This window comes from Mesorhizobium sp. A623 (assembly GCF_054489405.1).
On sequence record NZ_JBTMXB010000043.1, the window covers coordinates 12,680 to 30,004 of the forward strand.

At 63.7% G+C, this 17,325-nt stretch carries 18 protein-coding genes; 9 read left to right on the forward strand and 9 right to left on the reverse strand.

Annotated elements, in window-relative coordinates; translation table 11 throughout:
• Positions 1 to 463 precede the first annotated feature (463 nt).
• The 7 genes from ACX3P1_RS24725 to ACX3P1_RS24755 all read left to right on the forward strand — a co-directional run bounded on the left by ACX3P1_RS24725 (position 464) and on the right by ACX3P1_RS24755 (position 5,487).
• A complete protein-coding gene (locus ACX3P1_RS24725) occupies positions 464 to 949 on the forward strand; it encodes a glyoxalase superfamily protein (protein WP_459082221.1) in 486 nt (161 codons plus the stop codon).
• Between the two features lie 119 nt (positions 950 to 1,068).
• Positions 1,069 to 1,674, forward strand: a complete 606-nt coding sequence (leuD, locus tag ACX3P1_RS24730) for a 3-isopropylmalate dehydratase small subunit (protein WP_459082222.1) — start codon at positions 1,069 to 1,071, stop codon at positions 1,672 to 1,674.
• Between the two features lie 34 nt (positions 1,675 to 1,708).
• Positions 1,709 to 2,548: a hypothetical protein gene (locus tag ACX3P1_RS24735; protein WP_459082223.1), complete on the forward strand. Its 840-nt coding sequence runs from the start codon at positions 1,709 to 1,711 to the stop codon at positions 2,546 to 2,548.
• 20 nt (positions 2,549 to 2,568) lie between these two features.
• Complete coding sequence (locus ACX3P1_RS24740) at positions 2,569 to 2,964, forward strand: RidA family protein (protein ID WP_459082224.1); 396 nt, start codon at positions 2,569 to 2,571, stop codon at positions 2,962 to 2,964.
• The gene (locus tag ACX3P1_RS24745) at positions 2,961 to 3,311 is read left to right on the forward strand and encodes a VOC family protein (RefSeq protein WP_459082225.1); all 351 of its coding nucleotides are present in this window, start codon (positions 2,961 to 2,963) and stop codon (positions 3,309 to 3,311) included. Before ACX3P1_RS24740 ends, ACX3P1_RS24745 begins: the two co-directional genes overlap by 4 nt.
• A 77-nt stretch (positions 3,312 to 3,388) precedes the next feature.
• Positions 3,389 to 4,492 (forward strand): 3-isopropylmalate dehydrogenase, encoded by a 1,104-nt coding sequence (gene leuB / locus ACX3P1_RS24750; RefSeq protein ID WP_459082226.1) that lies wholly within the window; start codon positions 3,389 to 3,391, stop codon positions 4,490 to 4,492.
• A gap of 107 nt (positions 4,493 to 4,599) precedes the next feature.
• Positions 4,600 to 5,487 carry a DMT family transporter gene (locus ACX3P1_RS24755; RefSeq protein WP_459082227.1) on the forward strand — a complete coding sequence of 296 codons (888 nt, stop codon included), beginning with the start codon at positions 4,600 to 4,602 and terminating at the stop codon, positions 5,485 to 5,487.
• Between the two features lie 2 nt (positions 5,488 to 5,489).
• On the opposite strand, the gene ACX3P1_RS24760 is transcribed toward ACX3P1_RS24755, so the two are convergent.
• Positions 5,490 to 7,343: a DEAD/DEAH box helicase gene (locus tag ACX3P1_RS24760; RefSeq protein ID WP_459082228.1), complete on the reverse strand. Its 1,854-nt coding sequence runs from the start codon at positions 7,341 to 7,343 to the stop codon at positions 5,490 to 5,492.
• A 193-nt stretch (positions 7,344 to 7,536) separates the two neighbouring features.
• Between ACX3P1_RS24760 and ACX3P1_RS24765 the strand changes: the two genes are divergently transcribed.
• A complete protein-coding gene (locus ACX3P1_RS24765; RefSeq protein ID WP_459082229.1) occupies positions 7,537 to 7,671 on the forward strand; it encodes a hypothetical protein in 135 nt (44 codons plus the stop codon).
• A 108-nt stretch (positions 7,672 to 7,779) separates the two neighbouring features.
• The gene (locus ACX3P1_RS24770; protein WP_459082230.1) at positions 7,780 to 8,814 is read left to right on the forward strand and encodes an aspartate-semialdehyde dehydrogenase; all 1,035 of its coding nucleotides are present in this window, start codon (positions 7,780 to 7,782) and stop codon (positions 8,812 to 8,814) included.
• A gap of 128 nt (positions 8,815 to 8,942) precedes the next feature.
• Here ACX3P1_RS24770 and ACX3P1_RS24775 read toward each other — a convergent pair whose 3' ends face one another.
• The 8 genes from ACX3P1_RS24775 to ACX3P1_RS24810 all read right to left on the reverse strand — a co-directional run.
• Positions 8,943 to 10,184 carry an MFS transporter gene (locus tag ACX3P1_RS24775; RefSeq protein ID WP_459082231.1) on the reverse strand — a complete coding sequence of 414 codons (1,242 nt, stop codon included), beginning with the start codon at positions 10,182 to 10,184 and terminating at the stop codon, positions 8,943 to 8,945.
• A 179-nt stretch (positions 10,185 to 10,363) separates the two neighbouring features.
• Positions 10,364 to 11,161, reverse strand: a complete 798-nt coding sequence (locus ACX3P1_RS24780) for an ABC transporter permease subunit (RefSeq protein ID WP_459082232.1) — start codon at positions 11,159 to 11,161, stop codon at positions 10,364 to 10,366.
• Complete coding sequence (locus ACX3P1_RS24785) at positions 11,145 to 12,020, reverse strand: 2-aminoethylphosphonate ABC transporter permease subunit (protein ID WP_459082233.1); 876 nt, start codon at positions 12,018 to 12,020, stop codon at positions 11,145 to 11,147. The genes ACX3P1_RS24780 and ACX3P1_RS24785 overlap by 17 nt, the downstream gene beginning before the upstream one ends.
• On the reverse strand, positions 12,013 to 13,173 hold the full coding sequence (locus ACX3P1_RS24790) for an ABC transporter ATP-binding protein (protein ID WP_459082234.1): 1,161 nt from the start codon (positions 13,171 to 13,173) through the stop codon (positions 12,013 to 12,015). Before ACX3P1_RS24790 ends, ACX3P1_RS24785 begins: the two co-directional genes overlap by 8 nt.
• A complete protein-coding gene (locus ACX3P1_RS24795) occupies positions 13,173 to 14,207 on the reverse strand; it encodes a 2-aminoethylphosphonate ABC transporter substrate-binding protein (RefSeq protein ID WP_459082235.1) in 1,035 nt (344 codons plus the stop codon). The genes ACX3P1_RS24790 and ACX3P1_RS24795 overlap by 1 nt, the downstream gene beginning before the upstream one ends.
• A gap of 347 nt (positions 14,208 to 14,554) precedes the next feature.
• On the reverse strand, positions 14,555 to 15,571 hold the full coding sequence (locus ACX3P1_RS24800) for a 2-hydroxyacid dehydrogenase (RefSeq protein WP_459082236.1): 1,017 nt from the start codon (positions 15,569 to 15,571) through the stop codon (positions 14,555 to 14,557).
• Between the two features lie 4 nt (positions 15,572 to 15,575).
• A complete protein-coding gene (gene pbfA, locus ACX3P1_RS24805; protein WP_459082237.1) occupies positions 15,576 to 16,937 on the reverse strand; it encodes a (R)-1-hydroxy-2-aminoethylphosphonate ammonia-lyase in 1,362 nt (453 codons plus the stop codon).
• Positions 16,938 to 17,034: 97 nt separating this feature from the next.
• On the reverse strand, positions 17,035 to 17,325 hold a 291-nt coding region (locus ACX3P1_RS24810; protein ID WP_459082238.1), incomplete at its 5' end, for an aldehyde dehydrogenase family protein.

Consider the following 17,325-nt stretch of genomic DNA (forward strand, 5'->3'; position numbering starts at 1 on the left):
GGGCCATAGTACCCGCGGGTGACCCTCTGGACGAAACCTCCCCGGGTGGCAGGCACGTTTCCTGCCGCCGGAGGCGCCGGTTTCTCCCCACACGTTCACCGTCGCGACCGGTGTTCCCATGGGAGAAACTGCGAGGGATTATGCGGGAAGGCGGGGAGGGTGTGGATATGTTTATTTTCGAGGGGTGTTGGACGGAGCGCTCCCCCAGTTCCGTCATCCCGGAAGCCTGTGCCGGAGCACAAGCGATGGGGTGAGGATTTCGCGGGAAGCTTGCCTATTGACCTTGCCTGTGCCCACCCCTATCTGAGCCCTCGTCAAGGGCGGGAAGCCCCTGCCACCCGCGGTCGCAAGATCTGGTGAAGCTTCCCTTGAAAAGTTCGTTTCCTGTCGATGCGACGGCCGAAACGGCAATGCGGGCACCCGTTCGATAAAAGCCGTTCGTCAAATCGCAAGGAGCGAAGCCATGACCATCGGTCACACGACTTTCAAGGATAAAACCCCCGGCCCCAACGCCTACAAGGCCAGTGCCAAAAGGTTGCGGACGGCGCTTGCCGAAGACGGCATCGCCATCAGCCACGCCAAGGCGCTGGAACTGGTGGCCCGCCAGAACGGCGTCCGCGACTGGAACACGCTTGCCGCGCAACCGGTCGAGGACACCAAGCCTGTGTCCCTGGCGCCAACCGCCAACGGCGCGCCGTTTGGCGTCGGCGAGGCGGTTGCCGGCACCTTCAACGGCCGCGATGCGCAGGGCCGCGTCATCGGCCTGGAAGAGACGATCAAGCCGGACCTGTGGCGCGTCACCATCGCCTTCGATCCGCCGGTCAACGCGGCGACCTCGCAGCTGTTTTCCGCCGAGCGGCGGCGCGTGCAGATGGTGGTCGGCACTGATGGCCGCTCGCGCCGGCTGACCGGCACGGAAACCGGCGTGATGGCGCTGGCGAGGGCGTGAACTGATCGGCGGAAAAGGCGGCAGGCTCGTTCAGGCGATCTTGCCGCCTTTTATTTGGCCGCGACCTTGTGTAAACCGGGCACCAGCAATCCGCCATAACCGAAAAGACGGGCAAAGCCATGGATAAATTCACCAAGCTCACCGGCGTCGCCGCTCCGTTGCCGATCATCAACATCGACACGGACATGATCATCCCCAAGGATTACCTCAAGACGATCAAGCGCACCGGGCTCGGCACCGGCCTGTTCGCCGAGATGCGCTACAACGAGGACGGTTCGGAAAACCCGGATTTCGTGCTCAACAAGCCGGCCTACCGCAAGGCGCAAATCCTGGTCGCCGGCGATAATTTCGGCTGCGGTTCAAGCCGCGAGCACGCGCCATGGGCGCTGCTCGATTTCGGCATAAGCTGCGTGATTTCCACGTCCTTCGCCGATATTTTCTACAACAACTGCTTCAAGAACGGCATCCTGCCGATCACGGTCAGCCACGAGGATCTGGACAAGCTGATGGACGACGCCTCGCGCGGCTCCAACGCGACCCTGTCCGTCGACCTCGAGGCCAAGGAAATCCGCGGGCCGGACGGCGGCGTCGTGAAATTCGATCTCGACGACTTCAAGCGGCACTGCCTGCTCAACGGCCTCGATGATATCGGCCTGACCATGGAGAAGGCTCCGGCCATCGCCAGCTTCGAAGCCAAGAACGTGGTAAGCCGCCCCTGGGCCTGAATTTTGCCCGGTTGACCGGCAGGGGAGGTCGAGGATGCGGTTTTCTTCACTGGCTTCGGCATCAGCCCTGATCTGCGCCGCACTTTACGGCGCGGTCGCCCATGCGCAGGACAAGCAGGCGCCGGTCCCCTTTGCCGGCGGCCAGCTTACCGTCACCCAGACCGAGGACTATGGCGAGAAAACCCTGGCCTTCGACGGCAAGGAACTCGCCCATAACTACGTCGTCTATTTCGACAGGATCGCCAAGGTCGATGGCACGGACGTGGCGCTGTTCGACGTCGGCGACGGCGGCAACGCTTGTGGACCGGCCAAGGTCATGGTCTGGAAGCCGCAGGATGGCGGCATCGAAAGCGCCAGCATCGGCGCGGACGATTGCGGCGCGCCGGTCATGGCCGTGAACGAGAACCAGATCTATTTCGTACCTTGGCTAATGCCGGGCGGCAGCGCGCCGGTGAAGATATGGTCGCCATCGCACGGATTCCAGTTGGCCGGCACTCTGACCTACACGCCCGATCCGGGCACGGGCTGGGAAGACATCGACGCGTCGAAATACGCCAACATCATCGACGCCTTCCATAACGAGGCGGTCTACCACGCGGCGACAAAGCTGCTCGGCGACCGTTTGACGGACGTGACCACGGCCCTACTGGTCGGCGGCGGCACCGAAAAGACCGCCTCCGGCATCATCTATGCCAGCGGCTGCGTACCGCATGCCTGCGGCGGCAGCGACGGCTTCATGGCCATCGATGCCGGGGCTCAAAAGCTGTACTTTGCGCAAGAGAATGAAAAGGGCGCCGACGCCTGGCCGGCGCTGAAGACATGGCCAGCCGATCTGCGCGCCGCCATGAAAAAGGCCTTCGCGCCACCGCAGTAAATTCCAGAAGCGAGGCCCCCATGCGCAACCTGATCTCGACCGGATCGCCCTTTGAGAAGACCGGCGGCTATTCCCGCGCCGTGGTGCAGGGCGACTGGTGCTTCGTCGCCGGCACCACCGGCTACGACTATGCGGCGATGACCATGCCGGAAACGGTCGAGGCGCAGACCCGCAATTGCCTCTCAACCGTCGCAAAAGCCCTGTCGGATGCTGGCTTCGAGATGGCCGACGTGGTGCGGGCGCATTACTACCTCGCCGATGCGGCCTATGCGGACGTAGTCTTTCCGCTGCTGGGCGAAGCGTTCGGCGACATCCGCCCGGCCGCGACCATGGTCGTGTGCGGCCTGATCAAGCCGGAAATGAAGATCGAAATCGAGGTGACGGCGTTGCGGCGCACGGCGCAGGGCCTCACATGACGGTCCGGCGCATCGTCGCCAATGTCGCGACCGCCGATATCCCGGCGGCAAAGAGCTTCTACGGCGACGTGCTCGGTCTTGAGCTTTTGATGGATCTTGGCTGGATCGCCACCTACGGCTCTTCAGAGAAAATGACCGTGCAAGTAAGCTTTGCCACGGAGGGCGGCTCCGGCACGCCGGTGCCCGACCTTTCCATCGAGGTCGATGACGTCGATGCGGTGCTTGCAGCCATGGCAGAGGCCGGTTTCCCCGCCGAATACGGCCCCGCCGACGAACCGTGGGCCGTGCGCCGCTTCTATGTGCGCGATCCGTTTGGCCGGCTGGTCAACATCCTGTCGCATCGCTGACCCGGTTTCGGCTTGCGCACCGCCCACTTGGCGTTTAGCAAGGCCGCAAATCGAAAACTCTTTTGGGGACGGCTCTCATGGCTTCGAAAAACCTCTTCCTCCTGCCCGGCGATGGCATCGGCCCCGAAGCAATGGGCGAGGTGAAGAAACTCATCATCGCCATGAACGACAAGCTGGGCAGCGATTTTTCGACCGACGAGGGCCTGGTCGGCGGCTCGGCCTATGATGCGCATGGCCAGGCGATCTCCGATGCCGACATGGAAAAGGCGCTCGCCGCCGACGCCGTGCTGTTCGGCGCGGTCGGCGGGCCGAAATGGGACGGCGTGCCCTATGAGGTCCGCCCCGAAGCCGGCCTGTTGCGGCTGCGCAAGGACCTTGAGCTGTTTGCCAATCTGCGCCCCGCCATCTGCTATCCGGCGCTCGCCGCCTCGTCCTCGCTCAAGCAGGAGGTGGTCGAGGGGCTGGACATCCTCATCGTGCGCGAACTGACCGGCGGCGTCTATTTCGGCGAGCCGAAAGAGATCATCGATCTCGGCAACGGCCAGAAGCGCGGCATCGACACGCAGGTCTACGATACGTTCGAGATCGAGCGCATTTCGGGCGTTGCCTTCGAGCTGGCCCGCACGCGGGGCAACAAGGTCTGCTCGATGGAAAAGAACAACGTCATGAAGTCGGGCGTGCTGTGGAAAGAAGTGGTGACACAGACCCACAAGGCCAAATATGCGGACGTCGCCCTGACCCACATGCTGGCCGATTCCGGCGGGATGCAGCTCGTTCGCTGGCCCAAGCAGTTCGACGTGATCGTCACCGACAATCTGTTCGGCGACATGCTGTCGGATATCGCCGCCATGCTGACCGGCTCGCTCGGCATGCTGCCTTCGGCGTCGCTCGGTGCACCCGATGCACTGACAGGCAAGCGCAAGGCGCTCTACGAGCCGGTGCACGGCTCGGCACCCGACATCGCCGGCCAGGGCATCGCCAACCCGATCGCCATGGTCGCGTCGTTCGCCATGTGCCTGCGCTATTCGTTCAACATGGTGGCGGAAGCCGACCGGCTGGAAGCGGCGATCGCCGCCGTGCTGAATGAAGGCCTGCGTACCGGAGACATCATGTCGCCCGGCATGACCGAGGTAGGCACCACCCGAATGGGCGACGCCATCATCGAGAAATTCTTCGCCTGAGGCGTTTGCCTGTCGCTGCCGATGACATCGGCCGCGCCTCTGCCGGAATTCAATGCGGCAAGGGCTTGGTCGCCATTGCCATGCCTCTCGCCCGAAACGAGCCGATCGTGAGCGTGCAACACTCTCCCCTGCTCGGTATCGGCCTGATGGCGGCAGCGATGGTGCTGGTCCCCAGCGTGGACGGCATCGCCAAGGTGCTGAGCGCAACCCATTCGCCGCTCTATATAGGTTGCGCGCGCTACGCCTTTGCCTCGTTCTTCGTGCTGCCGTGGGCGTTGGCGCAACGCGGCATCCGGTTTCTACCCCGCGAGAATCTTGCCGCGCATGCCTTGCGCACTTTCTTCGCGGCGGCGTCGATGTGCTTCTTTTTCACCGCCCTGTCCGTCGCACCCATGGCCGACGTGACCAGCGCCTATTTCGTAGGCCCGATCATCGCCGCGATCCTGTCGGTCCTGTTGCTCGGTGAGGCCCTGACCCGGCGCAAGATCGCCGCGCTCGTTCTCGGCTTCGTCGGCGCCATCGTCATCGTCAGCCCGGCCGGCGGCATCAATGCCGGCCTCCTGCTGGGCGTCGCCGCAGGCGCTTTCTTCGCCCTCTACATGATCGCGACGCGCCAGACCCGCGCCAGCGATCCCGTCGGCACGCTCGCCTTCCAGTGCCTGTTCGGCGCTGCCATCCTGGCGCCGCTGGCGATCTGGAACTGGTCGGTTCCGACAGCGGGTGAAGTTGGCCTGCTGTTTCTCATGGGAGCCGTCTCGGCGATCTGCCATTTCATGACCATCAGTGCCTTCCGCCACGCGGAAGCTTCGCTGCTGGCGCCGCTGTCCTATCTGGAGCTACTCGGTGCCGTGGTCATCGGGTTCCTGATCTTCAATGATCTGCCGGGCATCCGGGTCGTGACAGGAGCAGCCCTGATCGTCGCCGGCGGGCTTGTCCTGGTTCAACGCCGGAAGGGGAACCGGGACAAGAACCTGAAGGAGCAGGAAGAACCGTAACCCTATTCGGGCTTCTTCTTCGGCTTCTTGGTCTTCGGCGGGCCGGATTTGTCGAATTTCGGCTTGCCCGATTTTGCGGCCCACGGCTTTGAGTCTCCGGCGAATGCCGGCTTTTCGCGTTTTTCAAAGGGCCGCTTCGGCGCGGCATTATCGAAACTGCCCTTGCCGCGATGTGGCTTGCGGTCCGACGGGGGCGGGGCGTAGCCGGCCCTGGTCAGATCGGGAAGGCCATCCAGCCGCTTCACCGATATGCTTCCCTGCACCTTGTGGTCCGGCCCGGTCGCGGCAAAGAACTGGTCGGCGCTGCCGGCGGCGATCTGCACGAAGCTTTCCTCCGGCTGCATCTTGATCGCGCCGATTTCGCGCTTGGTGATGCCGGCCGTGCGGCACAGCATCGGAATCAGCCAGCGCGGCTCGGCGTTCTGCCGGCGGCCGACCGACAGCGAAAACCAGACGCTGTCGCCAAAATCGTCGCGCCGGCTGGGCTTGTCGTCGTAGGACGCAACGGCTCGCTCGCCCCGCTCCGTCGAGGGCCGGAACGCCATCGGCGGGGACAGATCTTCCGGTGCCGAGCGGCCGGCGCGGCTAAGCCGCAGGAACGCGACCGCGACCTGCTCGGCATTATGCGTTGCCAGCAAGGTGTCGACGAACGCACGCTCCTCGTCCCCTACCGGCTGGGTAAAGGCGCTGTCGGCCAGCATGCGCTCATTGTCGCGCTGCATGACCTCGTCGGCCGAGGGCGGGTTTGCCCATTCGGGCGTAATGGCGGCGTTCTGCAGCAGACGTTCGGTGCGCCGGCGCGCATGATGGGGAATGATCAGCGCGCTGACGCCCTTGCGCCCGGCGCGCCCGGTTCGGCCGCTGCGGTGCAGCAGCGTTTCGGGGTTGGTCGGCAGGTCGGCGTGGATCACCAGCTCGAGATTGGGCAGGTCGATGCCGCGCGCCGCCACGTCCGTGGCGATGCAGACGCGCGCGCGCCCGTCGCGCATTGCCTGCAGCGCGTGGCTGCGTTCGTTCTGGCTGAGTTCGCCCGACAGCGCCACCACGGAAAAATTGCGGTTGTTGAAGCGGGCAGTGAGGTGGTTGACGGCGGCGCGCGTGTTGCAGAACACCAGCGCGTTCTTGGCTTCATAGAATCGCAGCACGTTGATGATGGCGTTTTCGCGGTCGGCCGGCGCGACGGAAAGCGCCCGATATTCGATGTCGTGATGCTGCCTTTCCTCGCCGGCGGCGGTGATGCGCACCGCGTCGCGCTGATAGCCCTTGGCGAGCGTGGCGATGGCGCGCGGCACGGTGGCCGAAAACATCAGCGTGCGGCGATCGGCGGGGGCGGCGTCGAGGATGAATTCCAGATCCTCGCGAAAGCCGAGGTCGAGCATCTCGTCGGCCTCGTCCAGCACAACCGCCCTCAGGCCTGTCATGTCGAGCGCATGGCGGGTGATGTGATCGCGCAGGCGGCCCGGCGTGCCGACGACGATATGCGCGCCGCGTTCCAGCGCGCGCCGCTCGGTGCGCATGTCCATGCCGCCGACACAGGTGGCGATGGTCGCGCCGGTAAATTCGTAGAGCCATTCCAGCTCTCTCGCGACTTGCAGGGCAAGTTCGCGCGTCGGCGCGATGGCCAGCGCCAGCGGCGCGCCCGCATGCGAAAAGCGCTCGGCTTCGCCAAGCAGCGTCGGCGCAAGCGCCAGGCCGAAGGCCACCGTCTTGCCGGAACCAGTCTGCGCCGAGACCAGCGCGTCCGCCTGGCCTATTTCGGAGCTGAGCACGGCCTTCTGGACAGAGGTCAACTCCACGTAACCGTGCTTTTCCAGCGCTTGGGCAAGCGCAGGAACGATACCTTCGTATTTTGTCATCTTCGTCTTTCGGAATTCGGTTTTCGCTAAGCTGACCACGGAACATCCGTCGCCAAGCAATGCCGCAGCCGACAGGCAGCAGGCCAAACGATTTCCGGTGTCGTACTTCGGGCGGCGTCCAATGTACAGGGTGCGCCCGATTGACTCTTTCGCCAAAGCGCGTAAAAGCCGGCTCCGAACAGGATATTCTTTCATGCGCGGCCTTTTGATGGCGCTTTTTGCATTCGATTTCCCCGGCCACGGAGCTTCGGCTTCCGGCGCAGGGCGTCGCGCGCGCCTGTCCTCGACTAAAACCACGGCCAAAAAAACGACCGCCACCACGGTCTGATCTCCCTTGGCCTGCTCGCTCTCTCCCCGGGTTTGCCACGGGGGAGGCGACCCGCACTGGCCGGCGGGTTCTCCAAGCAGCAAAGCGGAGAGCGACAGGAGATTTTCAATGGGTTTCAAGGTTGCGGTAGTCGGCGCCACGGGCAATGTGGGTCGCGAAATGCTCAACATCCTGGAAGAGCGCGGCTTTCCGATCAGCGAGATCGTGCCGCTCGCCTCGCGCCGCTCGCTCAATTCCGAAGTGTCGTTCGGCGACAGGACGCTGAAGACCAAGGTGCTCGACAATTACGATTTTTCCGACGTCGATATCTGCATCATGTCGGCCGGCGGCAATGTTTCCAAGGAATGGTCGCCGAAGATCGGCAAGCAGGGTTGCGTCGTCATCGATAATTCGTCGGCCTTCCGCACCGATCCGGACGTGCCGCTGATCGTGCCGGAAGTGAACCCGGACGCCATCGAAGGCTTCAGGAAGAAAAACATCATCGCCAACCCGAACTGCTCGACCGCGCAGATGGTGGTGGCGCTGAAGCCGCTGCATGACGTAGCCATCATCAAGCGCGTCGTCGTCTCGACCTATCAGTCGGTTTCGGGCGCGGGCAAGGAGGGCATGGACGAACTGTTCACGCAGACGCGCGCCGTGTTCGTGGCCGATACGGTCGCGGTGAAGAAGTTCACCAAGCGCATCGCCTTCAACGTCATTCCGCACATCGATTCCTTCATGGAAGACGGTTCCACCAAGGAAGAGTGGAAGATGGTGGCCGAAACCAAGAAGATGCTCGACCCGAAGATCAAGGTCAGCGCCACCTGCGTGCGCGTGCCGGTGTTCATCGGCCATTCGGAAGCCATCAACATCGAGTTCGAGAAGCCGATCACCGCCGACGAGGCGCGCGAAATCCTGCGCGAAGCGCCGGGCTGCCTGGTCATCGACAAGCATGAGGATGGCGGCTACGCCACGCCGATCGAGTGCGCCGGCGAAGACGCCACCTACATCTCGCGCATCCGCGAGGATTCGACGCTCGACAACGGCCTCAACATCTGGGTCGTTTCCGACAATCTGCGCAAGGGCGCTGCCCTCAATTCCGTGCAGATCGCCGAACTGCTGGTCGCGCGCGGCCTGATCACGCCAAAGCAGAAGGCCGCCTGAATTTTAACGCATGGCGCGCATCGCTGCTGGATCACGATGAAGTTGGATTGAGGCCGATCCAACTTCATGAACGGGATCAGTCCCGATAATTTTGAGCGAGATGCGGGCGTCCCTTTCCGCCCGATGTTTTAGTGGCGGGCATCGAGATGCCGCACCTTGCGGAGTGCCGGGAATAGATAGGCCCACATGCCGGCGACCGCGACTGCGCCGACGCCGCCGATCACAACGGCCGGAACTGTGCCGATGAGTGCGGCCATGGTGCCCGCCCGGAATTCGCCCAGTTCGTTCGAGGCGCCGACAAAGACCTGGTTGACGGCGTTGACGCGGCCGCGCACCCGGTCTGGCGTCCATAGCTGGATCAGCGTCTCGCGCACATAGACGCTGAACATATCGGTCGCGCCGAGCAGGACGAGGGCGGCGATGGACAGCCAGGTGATCGTCGACAGGCCGAAGACGATGGTAACGGTCCCGAACAGGGCGACGAAGCAGAGCATGATGACACCGGCATTGTTGCGAATGGGATGGCCGGCCAGCCAGACGGCCACGGCGACCGCGCCGATGCCCGGCGCCGAACGCAGCAGCCCGAGGCCCCATGGCCCCAGTTCGAGGATGTCGCGCGCATAGACCGGCAGCAGCGCCGTCGCGCCGGACAACAGCACCGCGAACAGGTCGAGGGAGATCGCGCCGAGCACCACCTTCTCGCTCCAGATATAGCCGAAGCCGGCGAACAGCGTCTGCATGGAATTTTTGCTGGTTTCGCTCTGCTGGGCGGGTTTTGGGATGGTGAAGATCAGGCCGGCCGCGACCAGCATCAGGATGGCGGCGGTAGCGTAGGCTATTTCCGGCGAAAGTCCGTAAAGCAGGCCCCCGGCCACGGGCCCGGTGATGGTCGCCATCTGCCAGGCGGAAGAATTCCAGGCGATGGCGTTGGCGAAATCCTCGGGCCGGACGAGATTGGCGAACAGCGAGGATGAGGCCGGCCCGAAGAAGGCGCGGGCCGTGCCGAACAAAGCGAGCACGCCGAAGATCGGCAGCACGCCCATGCCGCCATGCAGGGTAATCGCCAGCAGGGCCGCGGCGCAGCCGCCTTCGACTACGATGGCGGTCGCCATGATCAGGCGGCGGCCGAAGCGGTCGGCGATCACGCCGGTGACCAGCACCAGCAGCAAAGCGGGCAGGAACTGGACGATGCCGACCAGGCCGAGGTCGAACGGATCGCGGGTCAGGTCGTACATCTGCCAGCCAACGGCGACGGATACGATCTGCGTCGCGAAATTGGCGAGAAAGCGCGCCGCCCAATAGCTCAGGAAAGGCTTGTGCCGAAAGGCGGCGTAGCGCTCGGCGGCGGGTGTATCGGGAGCGGGTGGCATGGTCGCAGGCCCCATGGAACGGTGCTGGCCGGCGGGGCACTTCGTGGCGGATCCGGCGAGGCGTGCAATAGCGCAATTTTGCACGGCGCGCGCGCTTTTTCTGCCGGTCGGCATCCGATCAAAAAAATGCCGGCGGAGGTTTCGCCGGCATCAGTCGGTGGGAGATTCCTCCGGCTCGGTCAGCGCACCGAAGCCTTGGTCGATATGCGCGACAGGGCGATCAACATGATGAGCGTCGCCGTTCCCAGGATCATGGCGAGCGTCGCCGCATCGAAGATCGCGCCACGATCCGACAGGGTGAAGATGCGGACCGGCAGCGTGATCCAGCCGGGCGGATAGATCATCACGGTGGCGCCGAGTTCACCCATCGACAGCGCGAAGCTCAGGCTGAAGGCGGCGATCAGATAGGGCAGCAGCAGCGGCAGGGTTACGCGGCGCAACCGGTAGAAGGGCCGCGCGCCAAGACTTTCGGCGACCTGCTCGCAATCGGTGGGAATGCGGCTCAGGCCCGCGGTGACATTGCCGTAGGTGAAGGCGGAGATCAGCACGAAATGCGCGATCATCACGATCATGGTGGTGCCGTTGAGCAGGAACGGCGGCTGGCTGAAGGCGATGAGCATGGCGAGGCCGATCGATACCGAAGGCACCGCGCTCGGTATGAAGAAGCAGACGTCCAGGATGCGCTTCGGCAGGCGCTTCATGTTGCGCAGCGCAAGCGCCGCCCATGTGCCGCTGACCAACGCCGCCAGGCTGGCGAACACGCCGGTCAGGAAACTTGCCTTGAGGCTGTCGAAGGAAGCGTTGCGGAAGGCTTCGGTATAGTTCGACAGCGTGAACTGGCTGGGCAGGAAATCGTTCCACTGGGCGCTGAAGCTTGCCAGCGCGATGACGCCGATCGGCAGGCCGTAGATGACCAGGAACAGCGGAACGATGAAGGCCCAGGTCAAAAGACGCCCGGATTTAGACCACACCAGCACGGTCGCCTCCAAAATATCCGATGGCCATGCGGTACAGGCCGTAAAGCCCGAGCGAAAGCGCAATGTTGACCACGGCGATGACGCAGGCGGTCGTGTAGTCGAATTCCTGGATGGCCTTGCTGTAGACGAGCAGCGGCAGCGTAATCACATCCTTGGCCCCGATGAACAGGACGATGCCGAATTCGTTGACGGTAAGCAGCAGGCACAGGCTTCCGCCTGCCACCAGCGCGGGCAGCGACGCCGGCAGGATGACCTGGCGCACGATGCGCAGCGGCCTGGCGCCCAGGCTGCTCGCCACCTCGATCTGGGCCTGGTCGATCTGCGAGAACGTCGCCAGGAGCGGGCGCATGACGAAGGGCGTGAACACGGTGATTTCCGCCAGGATCACGCCCCACCGCGAATAGAGGAAATCCACGGGCGGCAGTTCGAAGCCGAACAGATGGATGAGCGAGCCGTTGAGTATGCCGGCCGACCCGTAGATGAAGGTAAAGGCGAGTGTGACCAGAAAGGTCGGGAAGGCGATGATCGTGTCGATCAGGCGCGCCGCCGTCTTGGCGCCGGGAAAGGGAACGAAGGCAATGACCAGCGACAGGACAAAGCCGAGCACGAGGCAGCCGGCGGTGGCCGTTACCGCGATGATGATGGTGTAGTACAGTCCGTTGAGGAACTGTCGCGACGAAAGCACCTCCTGGAAGTGCTGGAGGGAGAGCACGTCGCCGTCGCCCAGCGACTGCCGCACGATCAGCGTCAGCGGATAGAAAAAGATCACCGCGAGGATGAGCAGCGGCGGCGCGACCCACAGGCCGGTCGGCTTGGCCATGGGCGCGGCGGGCGTCAGCGCGGCGGCAGCGTCAGCCATGGATGTCGTCCTCCGGCACCAGCGTGACGTCGGCCGGGTCGAAATGCACGGTGAGCGGCGCGCCGGGTTCCGGGGGATTGCTCATCGGCGTCGAGGTCATGCGCACGGCATGGCCGGCAATTTCGAGCGTGATGTTGTGAACGTCGCCCTGCCACTGGACGCTTTGCACGATGCCGGTCAGCGTATTGGTGTCGTTGTCGCCTTTGCGCAGCTTAAAGTCATGCGGGCGCACGCACAGCAGGCAGTCGCTGCCTTTCTGCAGGCGATGATGGTTTTGCGCGGCAAGCGCCGTCGCACCGAATTTGACGCGCGCATGCGTGTCGCCGACACCATCCAGCCCGGTCACGGGAATAAGGTTGGCGCGGCCGAGGAATTCGGCGGCGAAACGGTTGGGCGGATGCCGAAACAGCGATTGCGCGCCGCCGAACGCCTTCAGCTTGCCGTCGCGCATGATGCCGATATGGTTGGCCAGGGTCAGCGCCTCGGTCTGGTCGTGCGTCACGTAGAGAACGGTCAGATTGGGCAGATCGCGGTGCAGCTTCGCCAGTTCGTCGAGCATGGAACGCCGGATCTGCGCGTCGAGCGCCGACAGCGGCTCGTCGAGAAGCAGCACCTGCGGGCGGATCGCCAGCGCGCGGGCAATGGCGACGCGCTGCTGCTGGCCGCCGGAAAGCTCGCGCGGGTAGCGCTTAGTGTAGGCGGCCATGCCGACCATGGCCAGCGATTCCGGCACGCGGGTGCGGATGATGTCTTGCGAAACGCCCTTGGCGCGCAAGCCGAAGGCGACGTTCTCCTCGACCCGCATATGCGGGAACAGGGCATAATTCTGCACCACCATGCCGATGTTGCGGTCATAGGGGGGCAGGTGGGTAACGTCGCGGTCGCCGATGGTGATGCGCCCGCTGGACGGGCGCACGAAACCGGCGACCGCCCGTAGAGCGGTCGTCTTGCCGGACCCAGAAGGGCCGATAAGAGCGACGATTTCGCCGGGGTTGACGGTGAGCGTCAGGGATTCAAGGACGACGAGATTGCCATAGGAAACGGAAACGTTCTCGAAACCGATCCGGCTGGCCGCGCCTGCCGCAGTCGAACCTTGAATGGTCGTGGCTGCCGCGCCTTGCATCATTTCGCTCACCATCGTTACCCCGGACATCAGTTGCTCGAGATCGCTTCGTTGTAGGCGGCTACGTCGTCCTTCAAGCTATCAAGCACCTTGTTCCAATCGGGCGTCCAGATCTCGACGCCTTCGAGGACCGAATGCAACTTCTTGTAGTTCTCGTCGTCGGGATGAATATCCCCGCGCGACGGTAGTCCCTTGGCGACCAGGCTGACCTGCTTCTGGGCTTCCTCGGAAAGCAGGAAGTCGATGAGCTTCTTGCCGTTTTCGGCCTGCGGCGCGCCGTTCACCAGCCCGATATAGTAGGGAAGCGAGAAGACGCTCTTCTTGCCGTCCGGACCTTCGGGGATGAAGATCTTGATGTTCGGATTGGCCTCGGACTGCGCCAGGTTCATCTGCATATCGCCATTGGCCACATAGATTTCGCCCTTGTTGACCAGCGCCGTCAGTTTGCCGGTCGAGGCGGACGGGCCGAGATTGTTCACCTGCAACTTCTTCAGATAAGCGAGGCCGGCTTCCTTGCTGCCGAAGGCATGAAACGTCTGCAGCATCAGCGCGGTGCCGTCGCCAGCCTGGCCGGGGGTCGAATACTGGATCTTCTGCTTGAACTTCGGGTCCAGCAGATCGTCGTAGTTTTTCGGCGCTTCCTTCAGCACCTCGGCGTTGTAGATGAAATTCGGGTAGTTGTTGACCAGCGCATAAAACATGCCGCCGGCGTCCTTGCTGCCGGCGTCGATCTGATCCGCGCCGGCCGGTGTGTAGGCCTGAAGCGAACCATCGGCTGCCGCCTTCTGCATGAAGGGCGGCAAGGTCACCAGCACGTCGGCCTGCGTGTTCGACTTTTCCTTGGCGATGCGGTCGGCGACGCCGCTGGAACCGGCTTCGACGAACTGCACCTTGATGCCGGTCGCGGCCGTGAAGGCGTCGAACTGGCTGCCAAGCCAGCTTGGATCGCCGTCGTGAAGGCCGTCGGCGCTGTAAATGGTTACGACGCCATCGGCAAAAGCCGGCATGGCGGTCGCTGCGAGCAGCAGGCTTGCGGCCGCAGCCAGCGTAAATCTCGTTTTCATGGTATCTCCCTTTGCTTGAGGCACTCAAGTGTCCTGATGACGTTGCTTCCTTGGCGGTCCGTTCTGATGCGGCCAAGTCATCTGCCCGAGGATAGTGTTGTGGCCGCTAGGATAAGTAAAATCTATTTAATTTATGAATGGCAAAGCTAGGCTTATGTGTCTTCAGACACCGAAGTGGGGCCGGCTCGGCCTGTGGTTCTAGGCAAAACAAGGCCGCACGATCGGTCGCGCCGCATCGCATCGCTGGATGACATGCCGGTGATAGTCTGTTTCGATGCATGTCGTTGTCCCGAAACCGGTTCCCACTTTCGGGCGACATGCATTAGCGGATTTGTGACAGGACCCTGTCAGCCGAACGCGACGCCCGCCGTCTGCGCCCGCAGGCGCGGATCGCGCGAACGCACCGTCACCGGGCGGCCGTCGAGGATTTCGAAGCAGCGCGCCAGCGCATCCTCTTCCAGGCGCTGCATCGCCTCGGCCGTGAAGAAGGTGAGGTGCGGAAACAGGATCACATCGTTTCGCCCGAACAAGGGGCTTAGCATGTGGCCCTCAGTCGCCAGCGGTTCCTGCGAATAGACGTCGAGGCCGACGCCGCCGATGCGTCCGGCAAGCACCGCCTCGACCAGGGCTGCCTCGTCGATCAGCGCGCCGCGTGAGACGTTGATGAGGATGGCGTCCCGCTTCAGGCAGGCAAGCTCGGCGCGCCCGATCAGCCCGCGCGTCTTGTCGTTCAGCACGCAGTGGATCGAAATAAAATCGCAGGCGGAAAGCATCGTCTTGAGATCATCGACCTTCTCGATGCCGAGCGCCGCGAGCGCGGCCGGGTCGGCATTGGGATCGTAGCCGAGCACTTTTGCGCGAAAGCCAAGGCCCGCCATGCGCGCCATCGAGCGGCCGATCTTGCCGCAGCCGACGAGGCCGACCGTCGCGCCCGAAATATCGCGGCCAAGCCAGCGTTGCTCCGGCCATACCCAGCCGTCGTGCTGTACGGCGGCGCTGATGGCGGGCAGGCGCTTGGCCAGCGCGATCATCAACGCGAATGCGCCTTCCGCCACGGTTTCCTCGGCATATTCCGGCACGTTGACGACCGGGATGCCGCGCCGTATCGCCGCCGGAATGTCGATGGCGTCGACACCGACACCGTATTTGACGATGCCTTTCAGCTTCGGGGCGGCTTCGATCACCCGCGCGGTGATCGGCGTGTAGCACATCAGCAAAAGGTCGGCGTCGGCGACCTCGCGCATCAGTTCTGCTTCGGGGATACCATCCGGCAGCGTCACCAGTTCGATGCCCCGCGCCCTCAGGCCGGCGTCGATGCCGAGGCATTCCAGTTCCCGGTCGGTGCGTACGGCTTTCATTGCCATGTCGTCAGCCCGCCAGAACGGCGGCTTCGACAATGTCGAGCGCGCGGTCGAGATCTTCGCGCGCTATCACCAGCGGCGGCGACAGCGTCAGCACGTTGCCGCCACTGATCTTGAAGCTCAGCCCTTCGTCCAGGCAGCGGTAATAGACCTTTTCGGCAAGCGCATTGTTTGGCTTGAGCGTCTCTTTGTCCTCGACCAATTCGACGCCGAACATCAGGCCCCGGCCGCGCACGTCGCCGACGAAGGGCGAGCGCGCCATCAGGTCGCGCATCCGGCCCATGGCATAATCGCCGAGTTCAGCCGAACGCTCGACCAGCCCTTCGTCGCGAATGATGGCGATGGTGGTGAGCGCCGCTCGCGTCGTCACCGGGTTTTTTTCATGGGTGTAGTGGCCGATGGCATAGTCGCCGGCGACGTCGAGGTCGTGGCGCGCGATGACGGCGGCGATCGGCAAGATGCCACCGCCGAGCGCCTTGCCCAGCACGATAATGTCCGGCGTCACACCGTCATGTTCCGACGAGAAAAATTTGCCGGTCTTGCCAAGGCCGGTCGGGATTTCGTCGAAGATCAGCAGCGTGCCGTGGCGGTCGCAGGCCTCGCGCACCGCCTTCCAGAAGCCGGGCGCGGGCACCAGCGGCGTCGCCCGCATCGGCTCGGCGACGAAGGCGGCGAAATCGCCCTCGCGGGCCAGCACATAGGAAATCATGTTGGCGCAGGCGCGGGCCGAATCCTCCAGCGAATTGGTGCCATAGGGACAGTTGTGGCTGGCCCAGGGCGCGACATGCTCGGTGCCGGTCATCAGTGGGCCGGCGATGCCGGAGCGGAACGTCGCCTCGCCGCCGACGCTTGCGGCGCCAAAGCCAGCGCCGTGAAAAGCGTCCCAGAAGGACAGGGTCTTGAACCGGCCGGTCGCAGCGCGCGCCACCTTCAGCGCCACCTCGATGGCGTCGGAGCCGCCGGTGGTGAACAGCACTTTGTCGAGTGTACCGGGCGCAAGCTTTCCGAGCGTCTCGGCCAGTTCCACCGCCGGCTCGCAGGTGAAGCGGCGCGGTGCGAAGGGCAGATCGTCAAGCTGCTTCTTGATCGCCTCCTTCAGGTGCGGATGGCCGTAGCCGATGTGATGGACGCTGTTGCCATGGAAATCCATGTAGCGGCGGCCCATCGTGTCCTCGATCCAGATACCTTCCGCCTTGGCGATAGCCGAGACGCAAGGCGACGACAGGCTCTGGTGCAGGAAGGCGTCAGAGTCGCGGGCCAGCAGGCGGCGCGTCGCCGGATCGTCCTGCTTCGCTGACCAGACGCCGCGCGCCGCCGATTTGTTGGATTCACCCTCGGTGTGGACCAGAACCGGTTGGCTTCGCGACATGACTGTTCTCCCAAGGCAATTGTCCGCATGGCTGCGGCAGAACATAGAGAAGGGAGCGCGGAAGCTCCCTTCGGTCAGGACCACGCCTGGAGAAGGCCTAGTTGGTCCACGGCAACGAGAAGGTCTTGACGTTGGTGAAGGATTTCATGGCCTCGATGACGCCTTCCTTGTAGCCGTTGCCTGAGTCCTTGATGCCGCCGAAAGGGGACATTTCGATGCGGTAGCCGGGGACTTCCCAGATGTTGACCGTGCCGACTTTCAGGCCGGCAATGTATTTCTGCATGCGGCGGTAGTCGTTGGTGCAGACGCCGGACGACAGGCCGAAGGCGGTGGAGTTCGACAGCTTGATCAACTCGTCGTCATTGTCGGGCGCGCGCACGATCGGGAT

Coding starts and splice junctions, on each gene's coding strand:
- ACX3P1_RS24725 (WP_459082221.1), top strand. CDS start 464: ATGACCATCGGTCACACGACTTTCAAGGATAAAACCCCCGGCCCCAAC.
- leuD (WP_459082222.1), top strand. CDS start 1,069: ATGGATAAATTCACCAAGCTCACCGGCGTCGCCGCTCCGTTGCCGATC.
- ACX3P1_RS24735 (WP_459082223.1), top strand. CDS start 1,709: ATGCGGTTTTCTTCACTGGCTTCGGCATCAGCCCTGATCTGCGCCGCA.
- ACX3P1_RS24740 (WP_459082224.1), top strand. CDS start 2,569: ATGCGCAACCTGATCTCGACCGGATCGCCCTTTGAGAAGACCGGCGGC.
- ACX3P1_RS24745 (WP_459082225.1), top strand. CDS start 2,961: ATGACGGTCCGGCGCATCGTCGCCAATGTCGCGACCGCCGATATCCCG.
- leuB (WP_459082226.1), top strand. CDS start 3,389: ATGGCTTCGAAAAACCTCTTCCTCCTGCCCGGCGATGGCATCGGCCCC.
- ACX3P1_RS24760 (WP_459082228.1), bottom strand. CDS start 7,343: ATGACAAAATACGAAGGTATCGTTCCTGCGCTTGCCCAAGCGCTGGAA.
- ACX3P1_RS24765 (WP_459082229.1), top strand. CDS start 7,537: ATGCGCGGCCTTTTGATGGCGCTTTTTGCATTCGATTTCCCCGGCCAC.
- ACX3P1_RS24770 (WP_459082230.1), top strand. CDS start 7,780: ATGGGTTTCAAGGTTGCGGTAGTCGGCGCCACGGGCAATGTGGGTCGC.
- ACX3P1_RS24775 (WP_459082231.1), bottom strand. CDS start 10,184: ATGCCACCCGCTCCCGATACACCCGCCGCCGAGCGCTACGCCGCCTTT.
- ACX3P1_RS24785 (WP_459082233.1), bottom strand. CDS start 12,020: ATGGCTGACGCTGCCGCCGCGCTGACGCCCGCCGCGCCCATGGCCAAG.
- ACX3P1_RS24790 (WP_459082234.1), bottom strand. CDS start 13,173: ATGTCCGGGGTAACGATGGTGAGCGAAATGATGCAAGGCGCGGCAGCC.
- ACX3P1_RS24795 (WP_459082235.1), bottom strand. CDS start 14,207: ATGAAAACGAGATTTACGCTGGCTGCGGCCGCAAGCCTGCTGCTCGCA.
- ACX3P1_RS24800 (WP_459082236.1), bottom strand. CDS start 15,571: ATGGCAATGAAAGCCGTACGCACCGACCGGGAACTGGAATGCCTCGGC.
- pbfA (WP_459082237.1), bottom strand. CDS start 16,937: ATGTCGCGAAGCCAACCGGTTCTGGTCCACACCGAGGGTGAATCCAAC.